We start from the raw sequence: 15,866 nt of genomic DNA on the forward strand, positions 1-15,866 counted from the left end.
CTGGGGTTGTCGCCAAATGCCACTCGGACTGTCATTTGCCGCCGCGAAGCCTGACGAAGCTGCGCATAGGATGAATAACAGCTCATTCCCGACACAAGTACAACGATATGGTGCAGTCATGAATTACGTTCTTTACGCAATGCCCTTCTTCTTCCTGCTGATCGGCCTGGAATTGCTCGCTGACCGCTGGCGCGGCATGCGCACCTATCGCCTGGCCGATGCCCTTAACAGCGTCAGTGCCGGCGTACTGTCCCAGGCCACCGGGATTCTCACCAAGGTGGTCGTCCTGCTGACCTACGCCTTCGCCTGGGAGCAGCTGGCGCTGTTCGAGTTGTCCGAAAGCAGTCTCTGGGTATGGCTCTTCGCCTTCGTCTTCTACGATTTCTGCTACTACTGGAACCACCGCCTGGGCCATGAGCGCAATGTGCTCTGGGCCGCCCATGCGGTGCACCACCAGAGCGAGGACTACAACCTCTCCACCGCGTTACGGCAAACCAGCACCGGTTTCATCTTCGGCTGGATCTTCTATCTGCCGATGGCCGTGGTCGGTGTACCGCCGCTGGTCTTCCTCAGCGTTGCCGCCCTGAACCTGCTGTATCAGTTCTGGGTGCATACCCGGCATATCCCCAAACTGGGCTGGTTCGAGTGGCTGTTCATCACCCCGTCCAACCACCGCGTGCATCATGCACAGAATCCTATCTACATGGATCGCAATTACGGCGGTGTGTTCATTGTCTGGGATCGAATTTTTGGCACCTTCCAGGAGGAGCTCGACGAAGAACCGGTGGTCTTCGGCGTGACCGTGCCGCTGGCCAGCTGGAACCCGCTGTGGGCCAACCTGCAGGTCTACGCCGGGCTATGGAGTGATGCCAGGCGCGCCAGTTCCTGGTGGGACAAGCTGCGCATCTGGTTCATGCCTACCGGTTGGCGCCCGGCCGACGTCGCGGCGCGTTACCCGCAGGCCAAGGCGGACCTGAGCCATTTCCGCAAGTTCGAGGTACCGCTGGGGCGCGGCGCGCAGGTCTACGCGCTGCTGCAGTTCGTCTGCTACCTGCTGGCCGTCGTGTGGCTGCTGGCGCAGGGCGATGCGCTGGCCACCGGCGCCGTGCTGCTGGCCTGTCTGTGGATGGCCCTGGGCCTGTACAGCATCGGCATGTGGCTGGAGAACCGCAGCCATGCCTGGCGTCTGGAGTGCCTGCGTCTGGCGATCAACCTGCCGGCATTCTGGCTGGCCGGCGAACTCGGCATGCTGACGTTGGATGCCACCGCCTGGGCCTGGCTGATCGGCTACAGCCTAGTCAGCATGCTTGGATTGTGGCTGGTGCCGCGCGTAGGGCGGACCGGAACGCCGGCCGCTCGTAGCGAAGCGAACAGTCCGCACATTGGCGCATGACCTGATATCCACATGAGTCGTGAAGCTGCAGCGGCGTACTGCCTGCGGCGAGCGGATCGCCGCCCGGTACGCCCTACGCGCTGATGGGTATCTGGCTGGCGCGCGGCTCAGCCGCGCCGGCGCTGACGCCACCGGTATAGCCAGGCGAGGGAAAGCAGCAGCACCACGGCCGCGAGCAGGATGACCTGGTAGTTGCGCAGTGCCTCAAGCAGGCCGCCCATGGCATTGCCCAGGCTGTAGGCCAGCAGGCTGATGCCGCCGGCCCAGACACCGGCGCCGATGGCGTCGAGCAGCAGGTAGCGGCGCCAGGAATAGCCGGACAGGCCGATGGTGAGCGGCATCACCGTGCGCAGGCCGTAGAGAAAGCGAAAGCACAGCACCCACAGATCCGGGTAACGCTTGATAAGCGCGCTGGCACGTTCGCCCAGCGGTTGCCAGCGCGGTTTGCGTTCTAGCAGCGCGCGGCCGTGACGGCGGCCAAGGTAGTACCACAGCTGATCGCTGGCGAAGGTGCCGAGGAAGGCGCACAGCGCCACCCATTCGATCTCCAGTACGTTGCGCACGGCCATGTAGGCGGCCAGCAGCAGGGATACCTCACCTTCGAGGAAGGTGCCGAGTACCAGTGCCGGGTAGCCAAACTGGCGGATCAGGTCTTGGAGCATGCCGTGAGCTCATCGATGCAGGTGCTGAAGACTACTCTGACCACGAGGAGGCCGGAAGGTGGCGCGTCATGCCACAATGCGCGACTGGCTGTGCGACTCGCCGTCGCACGCGGTCATTTGGCCGTCATCATTTGGTCATAATGGTCGCTTATAACCGTCACACTGGCCCGCTCGTGCGGGCTCTGGAGTCTGCCGTGAGCGTTACCCCCGCCAATCGTCTGTTCCCCGCCACCCGCCTGCGTCGCAATCGCCGCGACGATTTCTCCCGTCGCCTGGTGCGCGAGAATCGCCTGAGCGTCGATGATCTGATTCTGCCGGTGTTCGTCCTCGACGGCGAAAACCGCCGTGAAGCCGTGCCATCGATGCCGGGCGTCGAACGCCTGTCCATCGACCTGCTGCTGAAGGAAGCCGAACATTGGGTGGCGCTGGGCATTCCGGCGCTGGCGCTGTTCCCGGTTACCCCGCTGGAGAAGAAGTCCCTGGATGGGGCGGAAGCCTGGAACCCGGACGGTATCGCCCAGCGCGCGATCCGCGCCCTGCGTGAAAAATTCCCCGAGCTCGGTGTGATCAGTGACGTCGCTCTCGACCCGTTCACCACCCACGGCCAGGACGGCATTCTCGACGACTCCGGTTATGTGCAGAACGACATCACCGTCGATGCGCTGGTCAAGCAGGCGCTGTCGCATGCCGAGGCTGGTGCCCAGGTGGTGGCGCCGTCGGACATGATGGATGGCCGTGTGCAGGCGATCCGCGAGGCGCTGGAGCTGGCCGATCACGTCAATGTGCGCATCATGGCCTACTCGGCCAAGTACGCCAGCGCCTACTACGGCCCGTTCCGCGACGCGGTGGGTTCGGCGGCCAACCTCGGCAAGGGCAACAAGCTCGGCTACCAGATGGACCCGGCCAACGGCAACGAGGCGCTGCATGAAGTGGCGGCCGACCTGGCCGAAGGCGCCGACATGGTCATGGTCAAGCCCGGCATGCCCTATCTGGACATCCTCTGGCGGGTCAAGGATGCCTACAAGGTGCCGACCTTCGTCTATCAGGTCAGTGGCGAGTACGCCATGCACATGGCGGCGATCCAGAACGGCTGGCTGAGTGAGGCGGTCATACTGGAGTCACTCACCGCCTTCAAACGTGCCGGTGCCGATGGCATCCTCACCTATTTCGCCGTACGGGCGGCAGAACTGCTAAAACAAGGGCGATGACGCTCTCAGGAACCCAGCGATGAACAGCGAAGGACTCAACAGCGAAGTGCTCGACAACAACCCGCCTCAGGCCGAGGTGGTCGCCGAGACGCCAGTGGTGGAAACTCCGCCGCCGGCCCCGATCCCCAGCCTGGATGACAGCAGCCTGTACATCCACCGTGAACTGTCGCAGTTGCAGTTCAACATCCGCGTGCTGGAGCAGGCGCTGGACGAGTCCTATCCGTTGCTCGAACGCCTGAAGTTCCTGCTGATCTTCTCCAGCAACCTCGACGAGTTCTTCGAGATTCGCGTCGCCGGCCTGAAGAAGCAGATCAACTTCGCCCGTGAACAGGCCGGCGCCGATGGCCTGCAGCCGCACCAGGCGCTGGCGCGGATCAGCGAGCTGGTGCACGAGCAGGTCGAGCGCCAGTACGCCATTCTCAACGACACGCTGTTCCCGGCGCTGGCCAAGCACAACATTAACTTCATCCGCCGCCGTTACTGGACGACCAAGCTCAAGGCCTGGGTGCGCCGCTACTTCCGCGACGAGATCGCGCCGATCATCACGCCTATCGGCCTTGATCCGACGCACCCCTTCCCGCTGCTGGTGAACAAGAGCCTGAACTTCATCGTCGAGCTGGAGGGTGTCGATGCCTTCGGTCGCGACTCCGGTCTGGCCATCATCCCGGCGCCGCGTCTGCTGCCGCGTATCATCAAGGTACCGGAAGACGTTGGCGGGCCCGGCGACAACTACGTATTCCTTTCGTCAATGATCCACGCTCATGCCGATGACCTGTTCCAGGGCATGAAGGTCAAGGGCTGCTACCAGTTCCGCCTGACCCGTAACGCCGACCTGTCGGTGGATACCGAGGACGTCGAAGACCTGGCGCGTGCCCTGCGCGGCGAGCTGTTCAGCCGTCGCTATGGTGATGCGGTGCGTCTGGAGGTGGTCGATACCTGCCCGAAACACCTGCGTGACCACCTGCTCAAGCAGTTTGGCCTGACCGAGGGTGAGTTGTATCAGGTCAACGGCCCGGTCAACCTGACCCGCCTGTTCAGCATCACCGGCCTGGATAACCACTCGGACCTGCAGTACGCCCCGTTCACCCCGGTGATCCCCAAGCTGCTGCAGAACGCCGAGAACATCTTCAACGTGGTCAGCAAGCAGGACATCCTTCTGCTGCATCCCTTCGAGTCCTTCACCCCGGTCGTCGACCTGCTGCGCCAGGCTGCCAAAGACCCGCACGTGCTGGCGATCAAACAGACGCTGTATCGCTCCGGGGCCAACTCGGAGATCGTCGATGCGCTGGTGGAAGCCGCGCGCTATGGCAAGGAAGTCACCGCAGTGATCGAGCTGCGCGCGCGCTTCGACGAAGAGTCCAACCTGGCCCTGGCCAGCCGCCTGCAGGCGGCCGGTGCGGTGGTGATCTACGGCGTGGTGGGCTTCAAGACCCACGCCAAGATGATGCTCATCCTGCGCCGCGAGAACGGCGAGATCGTCCGCTATGCACACTTGGGCACCGGCAACTACCACGCCGGCAACGCCAAGCTGTACACCGACTACAGCCTGCTCACCGCCGACGTGGCTCTGGGCGAGGACGTGTCGAAGCTGTTCAGCCAGCTGATTGGCATGGGCAAGACCCTGCGCATGAAGAAACTGCTGCACGCGCCCTTCACCCTGAAGAAGACCCTGCTCGACCTGATCGCCAAGGAAACCGCAGCTGCAGCCGAAGGCAAGCCGGCGCACATCATCGCCAAGTTCAACTCGCTGACCGACCCCAAGGTGATCCGCGCGCTGTACAAGGCCAGCCAGACCGGGGTGAAGATTGACCTGGTGGTGCGTGGCATGTGCTGCCTGCGCCCGGGTATCGCCGGGGTGTCGCACAACATCCAGGTGCGCTCGATCATCGGTCGCTTCCTCGAGCATACGCGGGTGTTCTACTTCCTCAATGGCGGTGACGAGAAGATCTACCTGTCCAGCGCCGACTGGATGGAGCGCAACCTCGACAAGCGCGTGGAGACCTGCTTCCCGGTGGAGGGCAAGAAGCTCATCACCCGGGTGAAGAAGGAGCTGGAAAGCTACCTGACCGACAACACCCAGGCCTGGGTGCTGCAGCCGGACGGCCGCTACCTGCGTCAGCAGCCCACCGGCAACCAGAACCCGCGCAGCGCGCAGTCCGGCTTGCTGGAAAAGCTCACCGCCCCGGTCGTGGTCGCTCGCTAAAAGCGGCCGCTTGCGGCCTTCTGATGACCCTCTCCCGCTTGCGGGAGAGGGTGGCCGAAGGCCGGGAGAGGGTTGAGGCCGCGTGTTGAAGCTTTTGAAGACACTGCTTCCTGCGCCGATGAACGCCTGATCACTGGCGATCGGGCCGGGGCGCGGAGCGGGTGCCCGAAGGCCGGGAGAGGGCTGGGAAGGCCGCGGGCGATAGTTTGGATAACTGCTCCTGCGCCGTTGAGGGCTTGATCGCTAGCCCTCTCCCCCGGCCCCTCTCCCGCAAGCGGGAGAGGGGAGAAAGCAGCCCGGCCGCATGTTTCGTAGGTGCGCTGCCCCCTACACCGATGTGCGGCCGCAGCCCCTTACCTCTCCAGGCACAGGGGTAACTGACAGCTTTGCGGTGTTCTCAGCCCTCTCCCGTGAATGGGAGAGGAGCAAGACCAGAGCCTTGCCTTCCGCCTTTTCCCGGATTGCATCCGGGCTACGCTATCCCTACAACCTTGCCCGCACCTGCTTCGGGCTGATGCCGAACGCACGCTTGAACGCCGTGGAGAAGTTGGCGGCGCTGCTGTAGCCGGCGATCCAGGCGGCCTGGCCGACACTCACGCCCTGACGCTCCAGCGCCTCGCGTGCCTGTTGCAGCTTGCGCTGGCGCTGATACTCGAACAGCGAGGTGCCCTTGGCCGCCTGGAACTGACGCTGCAGGGTGCTGGCGCAGCAGCCGACCTCGTGGGCGATATCTTCCAGTGACCAGCCATCGGCCTCGCCGCTGTGCAGCAGTTCCAGGGTGCGGCGGATGCGCTGGTGCTCGTGCGGGCGCAGATTCGGCACTGCCTGAGTCGGCTGCCGGGTCATCAGGCTCAGCGCTTCGCCGGCGATCTCCAGAGCACGGCTTTCCAGGTAAAGATTTTCCAGCAGGCGATTGCCGCAGCCGGGATGCAGTACCTGTTCGGCCATCGTCAGCAGGCGTGGCGACGGTTGCCAGCGCAGTACATTGAGTGGCCGGTAATTGCCCTGCAGCAAAGCCTTCAGCTGCGCCTGGCCATCGAAGCCGCTCGATTCGAACCACTCCGGCGCCAGGCTCACCGAAACCTTGCGAATGCGCTGGCCGCGGCGTGCGCGACGGGCGAAGAGCATCGGCTCGTTGAGCGCGATGGTCACTCCCTCGCCAGCAGCGCCGGATCCACCGAAGGTGAAGGGCCGACCGTCGTAGCTGACCTCGCTGCGCCCCTGCAGGAAGAGGATGAAATTCAGGTGCGGGCGCGCCTCGGTCTGGGTGGCGAAGTCCTGCAGTTCCTGGCAATCCGAGCAATGCAGCGACAGGCCGCTGCGCAGCCTGCGCCAGCTCAGGTGACCTTGGAACAGGCGGTCACGCGTGCGCTCGCCGTCCACCAGGCGAATGTGTTCATCGGCCAGGTTGGCCAGTTCTGCGGCGCGGACGATGGGGGCGTGGCTGGTCATCGATGACACCTCTGCATGCCTCTGGCGCAAAGAACAAATCCCCGCGCACAAACCTCTTGTTACAAACAGGGTGGCAGACTACGCCTCGCTATTTATTGATGCAAATCATTCGCATTGAATGTTGTGCCGGCGCATCATGCCGTGCACATCGGGGAGGGGGCATGTACCTGCAAACGCGTCATCATTCACTCAAACCCTTGGCCATCGCCATGCTGCTGGTTGTGCCGGCATTGGCAGCGGCTGCCGAGGAGCCGTTGCAACTGCAGGCCACCGAGGTGCTTGGCACCGCGCAGGAGGAGCTCAAGCAGGCGCTCGGCGTATCGGTGATCACCGCCGAGGACATCCAGAAAGCGCCGCCGGCGAACGATATCGCCGAGATCATCCGCAAGCAGCCGGGCGTCAACCTGACCGGCAACAGCGGTTCAGGCGCGCGTGGCAACAACCGCCAGATCGATATCCGTGGCATGGGCCCGGAGAACACCCTGATCCTGATCGATGGCAAGCCGGTGAGTTCACGCAATGCCGTGCGCTATGGCTGGCGCGGTGACCGCGACACCCGCGGCGATACCAACTGGGTGCCGGCCGAGCAGATCGAGCGTATCGAAGTGCTGCGCGGCCCGGCCGCTGCGCGCTATGGCAGCGGCGCTGCCGGTGGCGTGGTCAACATCATCACCAGGCAGGCCGGCCTGGAGCATCACGGCAACCTCAGCCTGTACGCCAACATGCCGCAGCACAGCGAGGAAGGCGCCACCCGGCGTTTCAACTTCGGTCTCAGCGGCCCGCTGGCGGAGAACATTTCCTATCGCGTCTACGGCAACCTGAACAAGACCGACTCGGACGACGCGGACATCAACGAAGGCCGCGCCGTCAGCACCAGCAACGCCGCGCTGGCGGGCCGCGAAGGTGTGCGCAACCGCGATGTCGACGGCACTCTGAGCTGGCGCCTGGACGAATCGCAGACCCTCGACCTGCAGGCCGGCTTCAGTCGCCAGGGCAACATCTACACCGGCGACAGCATGAACAACCTGAGCAGCAACGCGGGGATCAACAGCGCGCGCGCCGATTGGATCGGCCGTGAAACCAATCGCATGCTGCGCAACACCTACGCCATCACCCATCACGGCGACTGGGACTTCGGCAGCACGCTGAACTACCTGCAATACGAGCGCACGCGCAACAACCGCCTCAAGGAAGGCCTGGCCGGCGGTCCTGAAGGTGCTATCAATGGCAACGAGTTCGGCACCATCGAGCTGCAAAGCCTGACCGCGCACAGCGAAGTCAGCCTGCCGCTGACAGCCCTGTTCGAGCAGGTGTTGACCCTCGGCGCCGAGTGGAACGAGCAACGCATGGAGGATGGCGTGTCCGATCTCGCTGCGATCCAGAGCATCGGCTATCCGACTCGTTTCGCCGGCAACATCGCCATGCGCACCGCATCGCTGTTCGTCGAGGACAATATCGAACTGCGCCCGGGCACCATGCTTACGCCAGGGCTGCGCTACGACCACAACAGCATCAGCGGCAGCAACTGGAGCCCATCGCTCAACCTGTCGCATCGCCTGGACGATAACTTCACCCTCAAGTCCGGTATCGCCCGCGCCTACAAGGTACCCAATCTGTATCAGAGCAACCCGTCCTATGCCCTGTACAGCAACGGTATCGGTTGCTGGGATTTCGTCGCCGGCGGCCCGGGCTGCTTCCTGGTGGGCAACGAGAATCTTGAGGCGGAAACCAGCGTCAACAAGGAGCTTGGCCTGGAGTTCGAGTCTGGTGAATATCAGGCCAGCCTGACCTGGTTCCGCAACGATTACCGCGACAAGGTCGAGGCCGGCCGCGTTCCGGTCGGTACGGTGGACTTCACGCAGGGCAGCGCTACCCGAGTGGCCAACGTGTTCCAGTGGAGCAACATTCCGCGTGCGGTGGTCGAGGGTTTCGAGGGCAACCTGAAGATGCCGCTAGCAAGCAGCCTGAGCTGGAACACCAACTTCACCTGGATGCTGCAATCGAAGAGCAAGGAGACCGGCGAGCCGCTGTCGATCATCCCCGAGTTCACCGTCAACTCGACGCTGGACTGGCAGGTCAGCGACCCGCTGTCGTTACAGACCACAGTGACCTGGTATGGCCGGCAGACGCCGGGCAAGTACGACTATCAGGGCAACGTGCTGACGGGCGACGCGCGCCGCGAAATCTCGCCCTACGCCCTGGTCGGCATCGGCGGCAACTATGCCATCGACAAGAATTGGAGCGTCGGCGCCGGCATCAGCAACCTGTTCGACAAGCGCCTGTACCGCGAGGGCAATAGCCGCGAGGCCGGCGCCTACACCTACAACGAACCGGGGCGCACCTTTTACGCCAGCATCAGCACCAGCTTCTGAGCGGACGAGGGAGTGGTTCAAGCCACTCCCTCGCCCTTGCGACAACCACGACAAAAGCGGGCCCACCCGCCACCACCTGATGAGCCTTACTGCATGATTCGATTCCAAGGTACCGCGACCACCGCTTCGGCCTCGCTGTACATGACCAAGCTGTGCAAGCACTTTCGCCACAAGATCGCCGTGGAGTTCGACGAGCGCAGCGCCGATGCGCAATTTCCCTTTGGCCGCTGTCTGATGCACGCCGAAGCCGATGCGCTGCATTTCGACTGTCAGGCCGACGATGCCGAGGCTGCCGCGCGCATCCGTTTCGTCCTCGACGATCATCTAGTGCGTTTCGCCCGCAAGGAGGGCCTGGCGATCATCTGGAGCGAAGAGGCCAGCGATGAGAGCTAGCGTTGCCCTGTTCGTCCTGGCGCTGTGCGCGTCGCTCGGCGTGGCGGCCGAAAGCTGGCAGCCGGCGACGCTGGTGCAGGCCGAGATGCGTGACCTGCAGTCGCGGCACACCGGGCGCAGCTATCGACTGTATCTGTCGAAACCGCAAGGTGAGGCGCCGGCGCAGGGCTACCCGGTGGTCTATGTGCTCGATGCCGAACTGTTCTTTCCGCTGCTGGCGCAGCAGGCGCTGATGTATACGCCGCATGCCGCGCGTGACGGGCGCGAGGCGGTGCTGGTGGTTGGCATCGGCTATCCGGGGGATGCGCCTTTCGACATTCCGGCGCGGGCCGAGGACTACACGCCGCCAGCGCCGAACCTCGGCGATAGCCATACCCGCGAGGGCGGCGCCGAACGGTTTCTGGATTTTATCGAGGATGAGGTCAAACCCCTGGTGGCGTCACGCTACAAGGTCGATACACGACGCCAGACCCTGTTCGGCCACTCCTACGGCGGCCTATTCACGCTCTACACCTTGCTGTCACGGCCACAGGCGTTCCAGCGCTACGTTGCTGCCAGCCCGTCGTTGTGGTGGCACCGGCGCTACGCCTTCGATCTGCTGGAGACCTTCGCCAGTCAGGAGCCGCGTCCGAACGTTCGCCTGATGCTCAGCGTCGGTGCGGCCGAGCAGCCAGCGGCCGATGCGCCGCTGCTGGATGCGCGACAAAAACACCTGGCCGAGCGGCGCATGGTCGATAACACTCGGGAATTTCAGCAGCGCCTCGGCGCGCTGGGCATGAACGCGCAATTGCTGCTGACGCCTGGCGAGGATCACGCCGGCAACGCCTTCGTCAGCAGCCTGCAGGTGCTGGATTTCGCGCTGCAGCGCTAGGGCGGGTGAGGCCGGTTTCACCCGCCCTACGGTACTCCCGATCAACGCACGCTCAATGTCAGCCGGTAGAGTGCGCCGTGCGCACCGCCTGATCAGCGCACGCTCAGGGTCAGGTCGATGCGCTTGAGCCACTCGGCCTCGGCTTCGAAATCCGCCTGGGTCAGCGGGTTGGCCGCCAGCCAGCCTTCGGGGAAGACGATCTCCAGACTGTCGTCGCCGGCCTTGAACTGCACCTGTGGCATATCCTGCGTACCGCGGATGTGATGGAACAGGATGGCGAAGCGCAGCAGCACGCACAGGCGCATCAGCTTGATGCCTTCCTCGCCGAAGTCGGCGAACTTGTCCTTGGGAATGTTGCGCCGGTGGCCGCGCACCAGCAGGGCGAGCATCTGCTGATCCTGGCGCGAGAAACCGGCCAGGTCGGAGTGCTCGATCAGGTAGGCACCGTGCTTGTGGTACTGGTAGTGAGCGATATCCAGGCCCACCTCGTGCACCTTGGCGCCCCAGCTCAGCAGCTCGCGGTGCCAGACGTCGGTCAGCCCCCAGTCGCTGGCGACCTTGTCCAGCGCCGACAGCGCCTTGGCTTCGACGCGGGCGGCCTGGTCGGTATCGACGTGGTAGCGCTCCATGAACGCGGCCAGGGTGCGCTCGCGCACGTCCTCGTGCTGGTGACGGCCGAGCAGGTCGTACAGCACGCCTTCGCGCAGCGCGCCTTCGGAGTGGCTCATGCGCTGGATGTCGCAGGCATCGAAGATGGCTTCGAGAATCGCCAGGCCGGCGGGGAAGATGCTGCGACGATCCGGCTTGATGCCGTCGAGGTCGAGCTTGTCCACCTCGCCGAGCTTGAACAGCTTGCGCTTGAGCCAGGCCAGGCCCTCGACCGTGACCTCGCCATTGCCCAGGCCGGCGGCCTTGGTCGCCAGACCGATGGCCTTGATGGTGCCGGAGGCGCCGACGGCGTCCTCCCAGCCGAGACGGCGCAGGCCCTGTTCGATGCCCATCAGTTCCAGACGGGCGGCGGTATAGGCCTGGGCATAACGCGCCGGGGTGATCTTGCCGTCCTTGAAATAACGCTGGGTGAAACTGACGCAGCCCATCTGCAGGCTCTCGCGCAGCAGCGGCTCGAAACGCTGGCCGATGATGAATTCGGTGCTGCCGCCGCCGATGTCGGCAACCAGGCGCTTGCCGGGGGTGTCGGCGATGCTGTGGGAGACGCCGAGGTAGATCAGGCGCGCTTCCTCTCGGCCGGAAATCACCTCGACCTGATGACCGAGAATCTCCTCGGCACGGCGGATGAAAACCGCGCGGTTGCGCGCTTCGCGCAGGGCGTTGGTGCCGACGATGCGCACGGCGCCTTCCGGCAGGCTGTTGCTGAACTGGGCGAAGCGGCGCAGACAGTCCAGGCCGCGTTGCATCGCTTCCTCGCTGAGCTGGCGCTCGTCATCCAGGCCTGCCGCCAGCTGGACCTTGTCGCCGATGCGCTCGAGGATGCGGATTTCGTGATTGTCGGCCTTGGCCAGCACCATATGGAAACTGTTCGAGCCCAGGTCGATGGCGGCGATCAGGGGAAAACTCTCGGCAGGGGCTTGGGGCATGATTGCGGCATCTCGTTCGATTTCCGCGCATCCTGCCACGACTGAGCGCATGAGCCAACGCATTCGGATGTCGCATGAAACTGGTCTAGACCTGTGGTTATCGCAGGTTCAGCACGCTCAGCGGCTGTTTCAGAGGCTGTTCGTCGCAGTTGTGACCCTCGCCGCCGCGGTCCACCACCAGGAAGCGTCCTGGGTGTTGCAGGCACAGCAGCGGGTGGTGCCAGGTGCCGCGGGCGTAGTTCACGCCCTGGTCTGGCGCACTGATGAACGCACGTATTTTCGACTCGTCCAGCTCACCGGGCGGAGCGACGACGATCAGCATGCGCCCGCCGTCCACCGGATAGAACGCCTGGCTGCCCAGCGGGTGGCGTTCGAGCATGCGGATGGCGATGGGCGCATGCCAGGCCTTGCCTTCGAACAGGTTGACCAGGGTGCGCGGCGCCTCGCCGGCCAACTCCACTTGCGCCAGATCGTGGTAGCGCGTGGTGGTCCCAGCGTTGATCGCGAAGGCGTTGGCGCCGGCCGTTTCGATCACCTCACCGAAGGGCGCGAAGGCCTCGCGGGTCAGCGGCTCGACCTGCAGCGGCAGCGGCGCTGGCGCGTTCACAGGTTCACCGAGCCGATGAAGTTGCGCAGCTCTTCGGTCCGCGGGGCAGCGAACAAGGCTTTCGGATCGCCGATCTCGTGCACCTTGCCCTGGTGCATGAACACCAGCTTGTCGCCGACTTCGCGGGCGAAGCGCATCTCATGGGTGACCATGATCAGGGTCATGCCCTCGCTGGCCAGTTGCTTGACCACCGCCAGCACCTCGTTGACCAGTTCCGGGTCGAGCGCCGAGGTGATCTCGTCGCACAGCAGCACCCTGGGCGACATGGCCAGGGCGCGGGCGATGGCCACGCGTTGCTGCTGGCCGCCGGACAGGCGCTCGGGGTAGGCGTCGAACTTCTCCGCCAGGCCGACGCGCTCGAGCATCTGCCGGGCGATCCGCTCGGCCTCGGCACGCGGGGTCTTCTTCACTACCTGCGGCGCGAGCATGACGTTCTCGCCGACGGTCAGGTGCGGGAACAGGTTGAACTGCTGGAACACCATGCCGACCTTCTGCCGCAGGCTGCGCAGGTCGGCGCGGGCGGCGTCGATGTACTCGCCGTCGACTTCGATCACGCCGTCTTTGATCGACTCCAGTCCGTTCAGGGTGCGCAGGAAGGTGCTCTTGCCCGAGCCGCTGCGGCCGATGATGGCGACCACTTCGCCTTCCTCGACCTTGAGGTCGATGCCCTTGAGCACATGGTTGTCGCCGTAATACTTGTGCAGGGCGGTGACGTTAAGCAGTGACATTCAGCCTCCTTTCCAGGCGGTATGCAGCGAGCGAGAGCGGGTAGCAGAGCAGGAAGTAACCGAGGGCGACGAAGCCGTAGACCATGAACGGCTCGAAGGTGGCGTTGGCCAGCATGCTGCCGGTCTTGGTCAGTTCGGTGAAACCGATGATCGAGGTCACCGCGGTGCCCTTGACCACCTGTACGGAGAAACCGACGGTGGGCGCCACGGCGATGCGCAGCGCCTGTGGCAGCACCACATGGCGCAGGGTTTCCAGGCGGCTCATGGCCAGGCTTTCGGATGCCTCCCACTGGCCACGGCTGATCGACTCGACACAACCACGCCAGATTTCGGCGAGAAAGGCGCTGGTGAACAGCGTCAGCGCAGTGGCCGCAGCCAGCCAGGGCGACACGTCCACCCCGAGCAGGGCGATGCCGAAGAACACCAGGAACAGCTGCATCAGCAGCGGCGTGCCCTGGAACAGTTCGATATAGCCGCGGGCGAGCATGCGCGGCGCCGACAGTGGCGACAGTCGCGCCAGCAACACCAGCAGGCCGGTGATGCCGCCACAGACGAAGGCCACCAGCGACAGCAGCAGCGTCCACTGCAGGCCGGTGAGCAGATTGCGCAGGATGTCCCAGAGGGTGAAGTCCATCAGCGGGCCCCCATGACGAAGCGGCGGCCAACCCAGGCCAGCAGTTGGCGAACCAGAATGGCCATGACCAGATACAGCGCCGTGGTCAGCAGGTAGGTCTCGAAGGCGCGGAAGTTGCGTGACTGGATGAAGTTGGCGGCGAACGACAGCTCCTCGGTGGAGATCTGCGAGCACACCGCCGAACCGAGCATGACGATGATGATCTGGCTCGACAGCGCCGGCCACACCTTGCCCAGTGCCGGGCGCAGTACCACATGGCGGAAGGTCTCGAAGCGGCTCATGGCCAGTGCGCTGGCGGCCTCGAGCTGGCCGTGCGGTATGGCCTGGATGCCGGCGCGGATGATCTCCGTGGAGTAGGCGCCGAGGTTGATCACCATGGCCAGCACCGCCGCTTCCCACTCGCTCAGGCGTACGCCGAGCGAGGGCAGGCCGAAGAAGATGAAGAACAGCTGAACGATGAACGGCGTGTTGCGGATCAGCTCCACATAGACGCCAAAAAACCGGTCGAACGGGCGGATGCGCCAGGCGCGCAGTATCGCCCCGACGATGCCGAGACCGACCCCCAGCAGGGTGCCGATCGCCGTCAGCGCGAGGGTGAAGGCCGCGCCTTGCAACAGCAGGTCGCTGTGCTGCAGGACTGCGGCGAAATCGAACTGGTACGCCATGGCTCAGTTCCCCGCGCGGCTCAGAGGTCGGCCGGCAGCGGTTGCTTCAGCCACTTCTGGCTCAGTGCCTCGAGGCTGCCATCGGCCTTGGCGTCGGTGATGATGGCGTTGACCTTGTCCCGCAGCGCGGCCTGGTTCTTGTTCACGCCAACGTAAACCGGCGAATCCTTGAGCTTGATCTTCATGTTCGGCACACGCTTGGGGTTCTTCTCGGAGATGGCCACCATCACCACGTTGCCGCTGGCGATCAGCTCGACCTGGCCGGAGAGGTAGGCGGCGATGGTCGAGTTGTTGTCCTCGAAGCGCTTGATGGTGGCGCCTTTCGGCGCGACGTTGCTCAGTTCGATGTCTTCGATGGAGCCGCGGGTGACGCTGATCGTCTTGCCGGCGAGGTCGTCGAGGCTGGCGATGGCGGTGTCTTCCGGGCCGAACACGCCGAGGTAGAACGGCGCGTAGGCCGCGGCGAAATCAATCACCGCCTCACGCTCGGGGTTCTTGCCGAGGCTGGAGATCACCAGATCGACCTTGCCGGTGGTGAGGAAGGGGATGCGGTTGGTGCTGTTGACCGGGGTCAGCTCCAGTTTCACCGCCAGCTTGTCGGCCAGCAGCTGCGCGGTGTCGATATCCAGGCCGCGCGGCTTCATGTCTGGGCCGACCGAGCCGAACGGCGGGAAATCCTGTGGTACGGCGACTTTCAGTACGCCGGCCTTGCCGATGTCCTCCAGTGCATCGGCGTGAACGGTGCTGGCGCCGAAGGCCAGGGCGGCGAAGAGGGTACCCAGCAAGGTGCGGTGAAAGGTGCGCATGTCGAACTCCCGATCGATGAAGGAAAACTCAAGTGTTTTGCTTGGCTCATGCACTGCATCGCCTGTGCCAGGTTCAGGGAATTCAGGGCTCTCATCGCTACAGGCGAGTGACGATAAGGTCTTACTGGTCTGAACAGTTGGCATTGCTGACCAAATGGTCAGAAGCGCTCCTGTGCCATCTCGGTGCGTTCTCTGGTGAGCTGTGCCACAAGGGGGCGTCGCTTGCCTGGAGCGCTATTCAGGCCTTACAAAGGCGGCTTCACTGGACTGACCGGCC

At 64.2% G+C, this 15,866-nt stretch carries 14 protein-coding genes; 6 read left to right on the forward strand and 8 right to left on the reverse strand.

What is annotated here, in order from left to right; all coding sequences use genetic code 11:
• Window positions 1-118 precede the first annotated feature (118 nt).
• Window positions 119-1,393, forward strand: coding sequence for a sterol desaturase family protein (locus B3P22_RS17895; RefSeq protein ID WP_279531527.1), 1,275 nt, complete (start codon window positions 119-121; stop codon window positions 1,391-1,393).
• Window positions 1,394-1,500: 107 nt separating this feature from the next.
• Here B3P22_RS17895 and B3P22_RS17900 read toward each other — a convergent pair whose 3' ends face one another.
• Entirely contained in the window at window positions 1,501-2,055 is a 555-nt protein-coding gene (locus tag B3P22_RS17900; RefSeq protein WP_169970949.1) for a DedA family protein, read from the reverse strand.
• Window positions 2,056-2,249: 194 nt separating this feature from the next.
• On the opposite strand from B3P22_RS17900, the gene hemB reads away from it, so the two are divergent.
• Window positions 2,250-3,263, forward strand: coding sequence for a porphobilinogen synthase (gene hemB / locus B3P22_RS17905; RefSeq protein WP_055984533.1), 1,014 nt, complete (start codon window positions 2,250-2,252; stop codon window positions 3,261-3,263).
• 19 nt (window positions 3,264-3,282) lie between these two features.
• Window positions 3,283-5,466, forward strand: coding sequence for a polyphosphate kinase 1 (ppk1, locus tag B3P22_RS17910; RefSeq protein ID WP_296271918.1), 2,184 nt, complete (start codon window positions 3,283-3,285; stop codon window positions 5,464-5,466).
• Between the two features lie 483 nt (window positions 5,467-5,949).
• Here ppk1 and B3P22_RS17915 read toward each other — a convergent pair whose 3' ends face one another.
• Window positions 5,950-6,918 carry a helix-turn-helix transcriptional regulator gene (locus B3P22_RS17915; protein WP_296271919.1) on the reverse strand — a complete coding sequence of 323 codons (969 nt, stop codon included), beginning with the start codon at window positions 6,916-6,918 and terminating at the stop codon, window positions 5,950-5,952.
• A gap of 161 nt (window positions 6,919-7,079) precedes the next feature.
• On the opposite strand from B3P22_RS17915, the gene B3P22_RS17920 reads away from it, so the two are divergent.
• From B3P22_RS17920 to B3P22_RS17930, 3 genes are all read left to right on the forward strand, one after another.
• Window positions 7,080-9,290: a TonB-dependent siderophore receptor gene (locus B3P22_RS17920; RefSeq protein ID WP_296271920.1), complete on the forward strand. Its 2,211-nt coding sequence runs from the start codon at window positions 7,080-7,082 to the stop codon at window positions 9,288-9,290.
• A 93-nt stretch (window positions 9,291-9,383) separates the two neighbouring features.
• The gene (locus tag B3P22_RS17925; RefSeq protein WP_296271921.1) at window positions 9,384-9,683 is read left to right on the forward strand and encodes a DUF2218 domain-containing protein; all 300 of its coding nucleotides are present in this window, start codon (window positions 9,384-9,386) and stop codon (window positions 9,681-9,683) included.
• A complete protein-coding gene (locus tag B3P22_RS17930) occupies window positions 9,673-10,554 on the forward strand; it encodes an alpha/beta hydrolase (protein WP_296271922.1) in 882 nt (293 codons plus the stop codon). Before B3P22_RS17925 ends, B3P22_RS17930 begins: the two co-directional genes overlap by 11 nt.
• A 92-nt stretch (window positions 10,555-10,646) precedes the next feature.
• Here the strand turns inward: B3P22_RS17930 and ppx are convergent, their stop codons facing one another.
• From ppx to B3P22_RS17960, 6 genes are all read right to left on the reverse strand, one after another.
• The gene (gene ppx, locus B3P22_RS17935; protein ID WP_017363859.1) at window positions 10,647-12,149 is read right to left on the reverse strand and encodes an exopolyphosphatase; all 1,503 of its coding nucleotides are present in this window, start codon (window positions 12,147-12,149) and stop codon (window positions 10,647-10,649) included.
• Window positions 12,150-12,246: 97 nt separating this feature from the next.
• Entirely contained in the window at window positions 12,247-12,756 is a 510-nt protein-coding gene (locus B3P22_RS17940) for an ureidoglycolate lyase (RefSeq protein ID WP_296271923.1), read from the reverse strand.
• Window positions 12,753-13,484 carry an amino acid ABC transporter ATP-binding protein gene (locus B3P22_RS17945; protein ID WP_296271924.1) on the reverse strand — a complete coding sequence of 244 codons (732 nt, stop codon included), beginning with the start codon at window positions 13,482-13,484 and terminating at the stop codon, window positions 12,753-12,755. The genes B3P22_RS17940 and B3P22_RS17945 overlap by 4 nt, the downstream gene beginning before the upstream one ends.
• Window positions 13,471-14,121 carry an amino acid ABC transporter permease gene (locus tag B3P22_RS17950; protein ID WP_178101819.1) on the reverse strand — a complete coding sequence of 217 codons (651 nt, stop codon included), beginning with the start codon at window positions 14,119-14,121 and terminating at the stop codon, window positions 13,471-13,473. The genes B3P22_RS17945 and B3P22_RS17950 overlap by 14 nt, the downstream gene beginning before the upstream one ends.
• A complete protein-coding gene (locus tag B3P22_RS17955) occupies window positions 14,118-14,783 on the reverse strand; it encodes an amino acid ABC transporter permease (protein ID WP_017363855.1) in 666 nt (221 codons plus the stop codon). Before B3P22_RS17955 ends, B3P22_RS17950 begins: the two co-directional genes overlap by 4 nt.
• Window positions 14,784-14,803: 20 nt before the next feature.
• Window positions 14,804-15,589: a transporter substrate-binding domain-containing protein gene (locus B3P22_RS17960; protein WP_017363854.1), complete on the reverse strand. Its 786-nt coding sequence runs from the start codon at window positions 15,587-15,589 to the stop codon at window positions 14,804-14,806.
• Window positions 15,590-15,866 lie beyond the last annotated feature (277 nt).

Source organism: Pseudomonas sp. UBA6323 (genome assembly GCF_002439135.1).
GTDB lineage: Bacteria > Pseudomonadota > Gammaproteobacteria > Pseudomonadales > Pseudomonadaceae > Aquipseudomonas.

What these genes read in the sequence shown, in the direction of transcription:
- B3P22_RS17895 (WP_279531527.1), top strand. Translation starts at nt 119, where the DNA reads ATGAATTACGTTCTTTACGCAATGCCCTTCTTCTTCCTGCTGATCGGC.
- B3P22_RS17900 (WP_169970949.1), bottom strand. Translation starts at nt 2,055, where the DNA reads ATGCTCCAAGACCTGATCCGCCAGTTTGGCTACCCGGCACTGGTACTC.
- ppk1 (WP_296271918.1), top strand. Translation starts at nt 3,283, where the DNA reads ATGAACAGCGAAGGACTCAACAGCGAAGTGCTCGACAACAACCCGCCT.
- B3P22_RS17915 (WP_296271919.1), bottom strand. Translation starts at nt 6,918, where the DNA reads ATGACCAGCCACGCCCCCATCGTCCGCGCCGCAGAACTGGCCAACCTG.
- B3P22_RS17920 (WP_296271920.1), top strand. Translation starts at nt 7,080, where the DNA reads ATGTACCTGCAAACGCGTCATCATTCACTCAAACCCTTGGCCATCGCC.
- B3P22_RS17925 (WP_296271921.1), top strand. Translation starts at nt 9,384, where the DNA reads ATGATTCGATTCCAAGGTACCGCGACCACCGCTTCGGCCTCGCTGTAC.
- B3P22_RS17930 (WP_296271922.1), top strand. Translation starts at nt 9,673, where the DNA reads ATGAGAGCTAGCGTTGCCCTGTTCGTCCTGGCGCTGTGCGCGTCGCTC.
- ppx (WP_017363859.1), bottom strand. Translation starts at nt 12,149, where the DNA reads ATGCCCCAAGCCCCTGCCGAGAGTTTTCCCCTGATCGCCGCCATCGAC.
- B3P22_RS17945 (WP_296271924.1), bottom strand. Translation starts at nt 13,484, where the DNA reads ATGTCACTGCTTAACGTCACCGCCCTGCACAAGTATTACGGCGACAAC.
- B3P22_RS17955 (WP_017363855.1), bottom strand. Translation starts at nt 14,783, where the DNA reads ATGGCGTACCAGTTCGATTTCGCCGCAGTCCTGCAGCACAGCGACCTG.
- B3P22_RS17960 (WP_017363854.1), bottom strand. Translation starts at nt 15,589, where the DNA reads ATGCGCACCTTTCACCGCACCTTGCTGGGTACCCTCTTCGCCGCCCTG.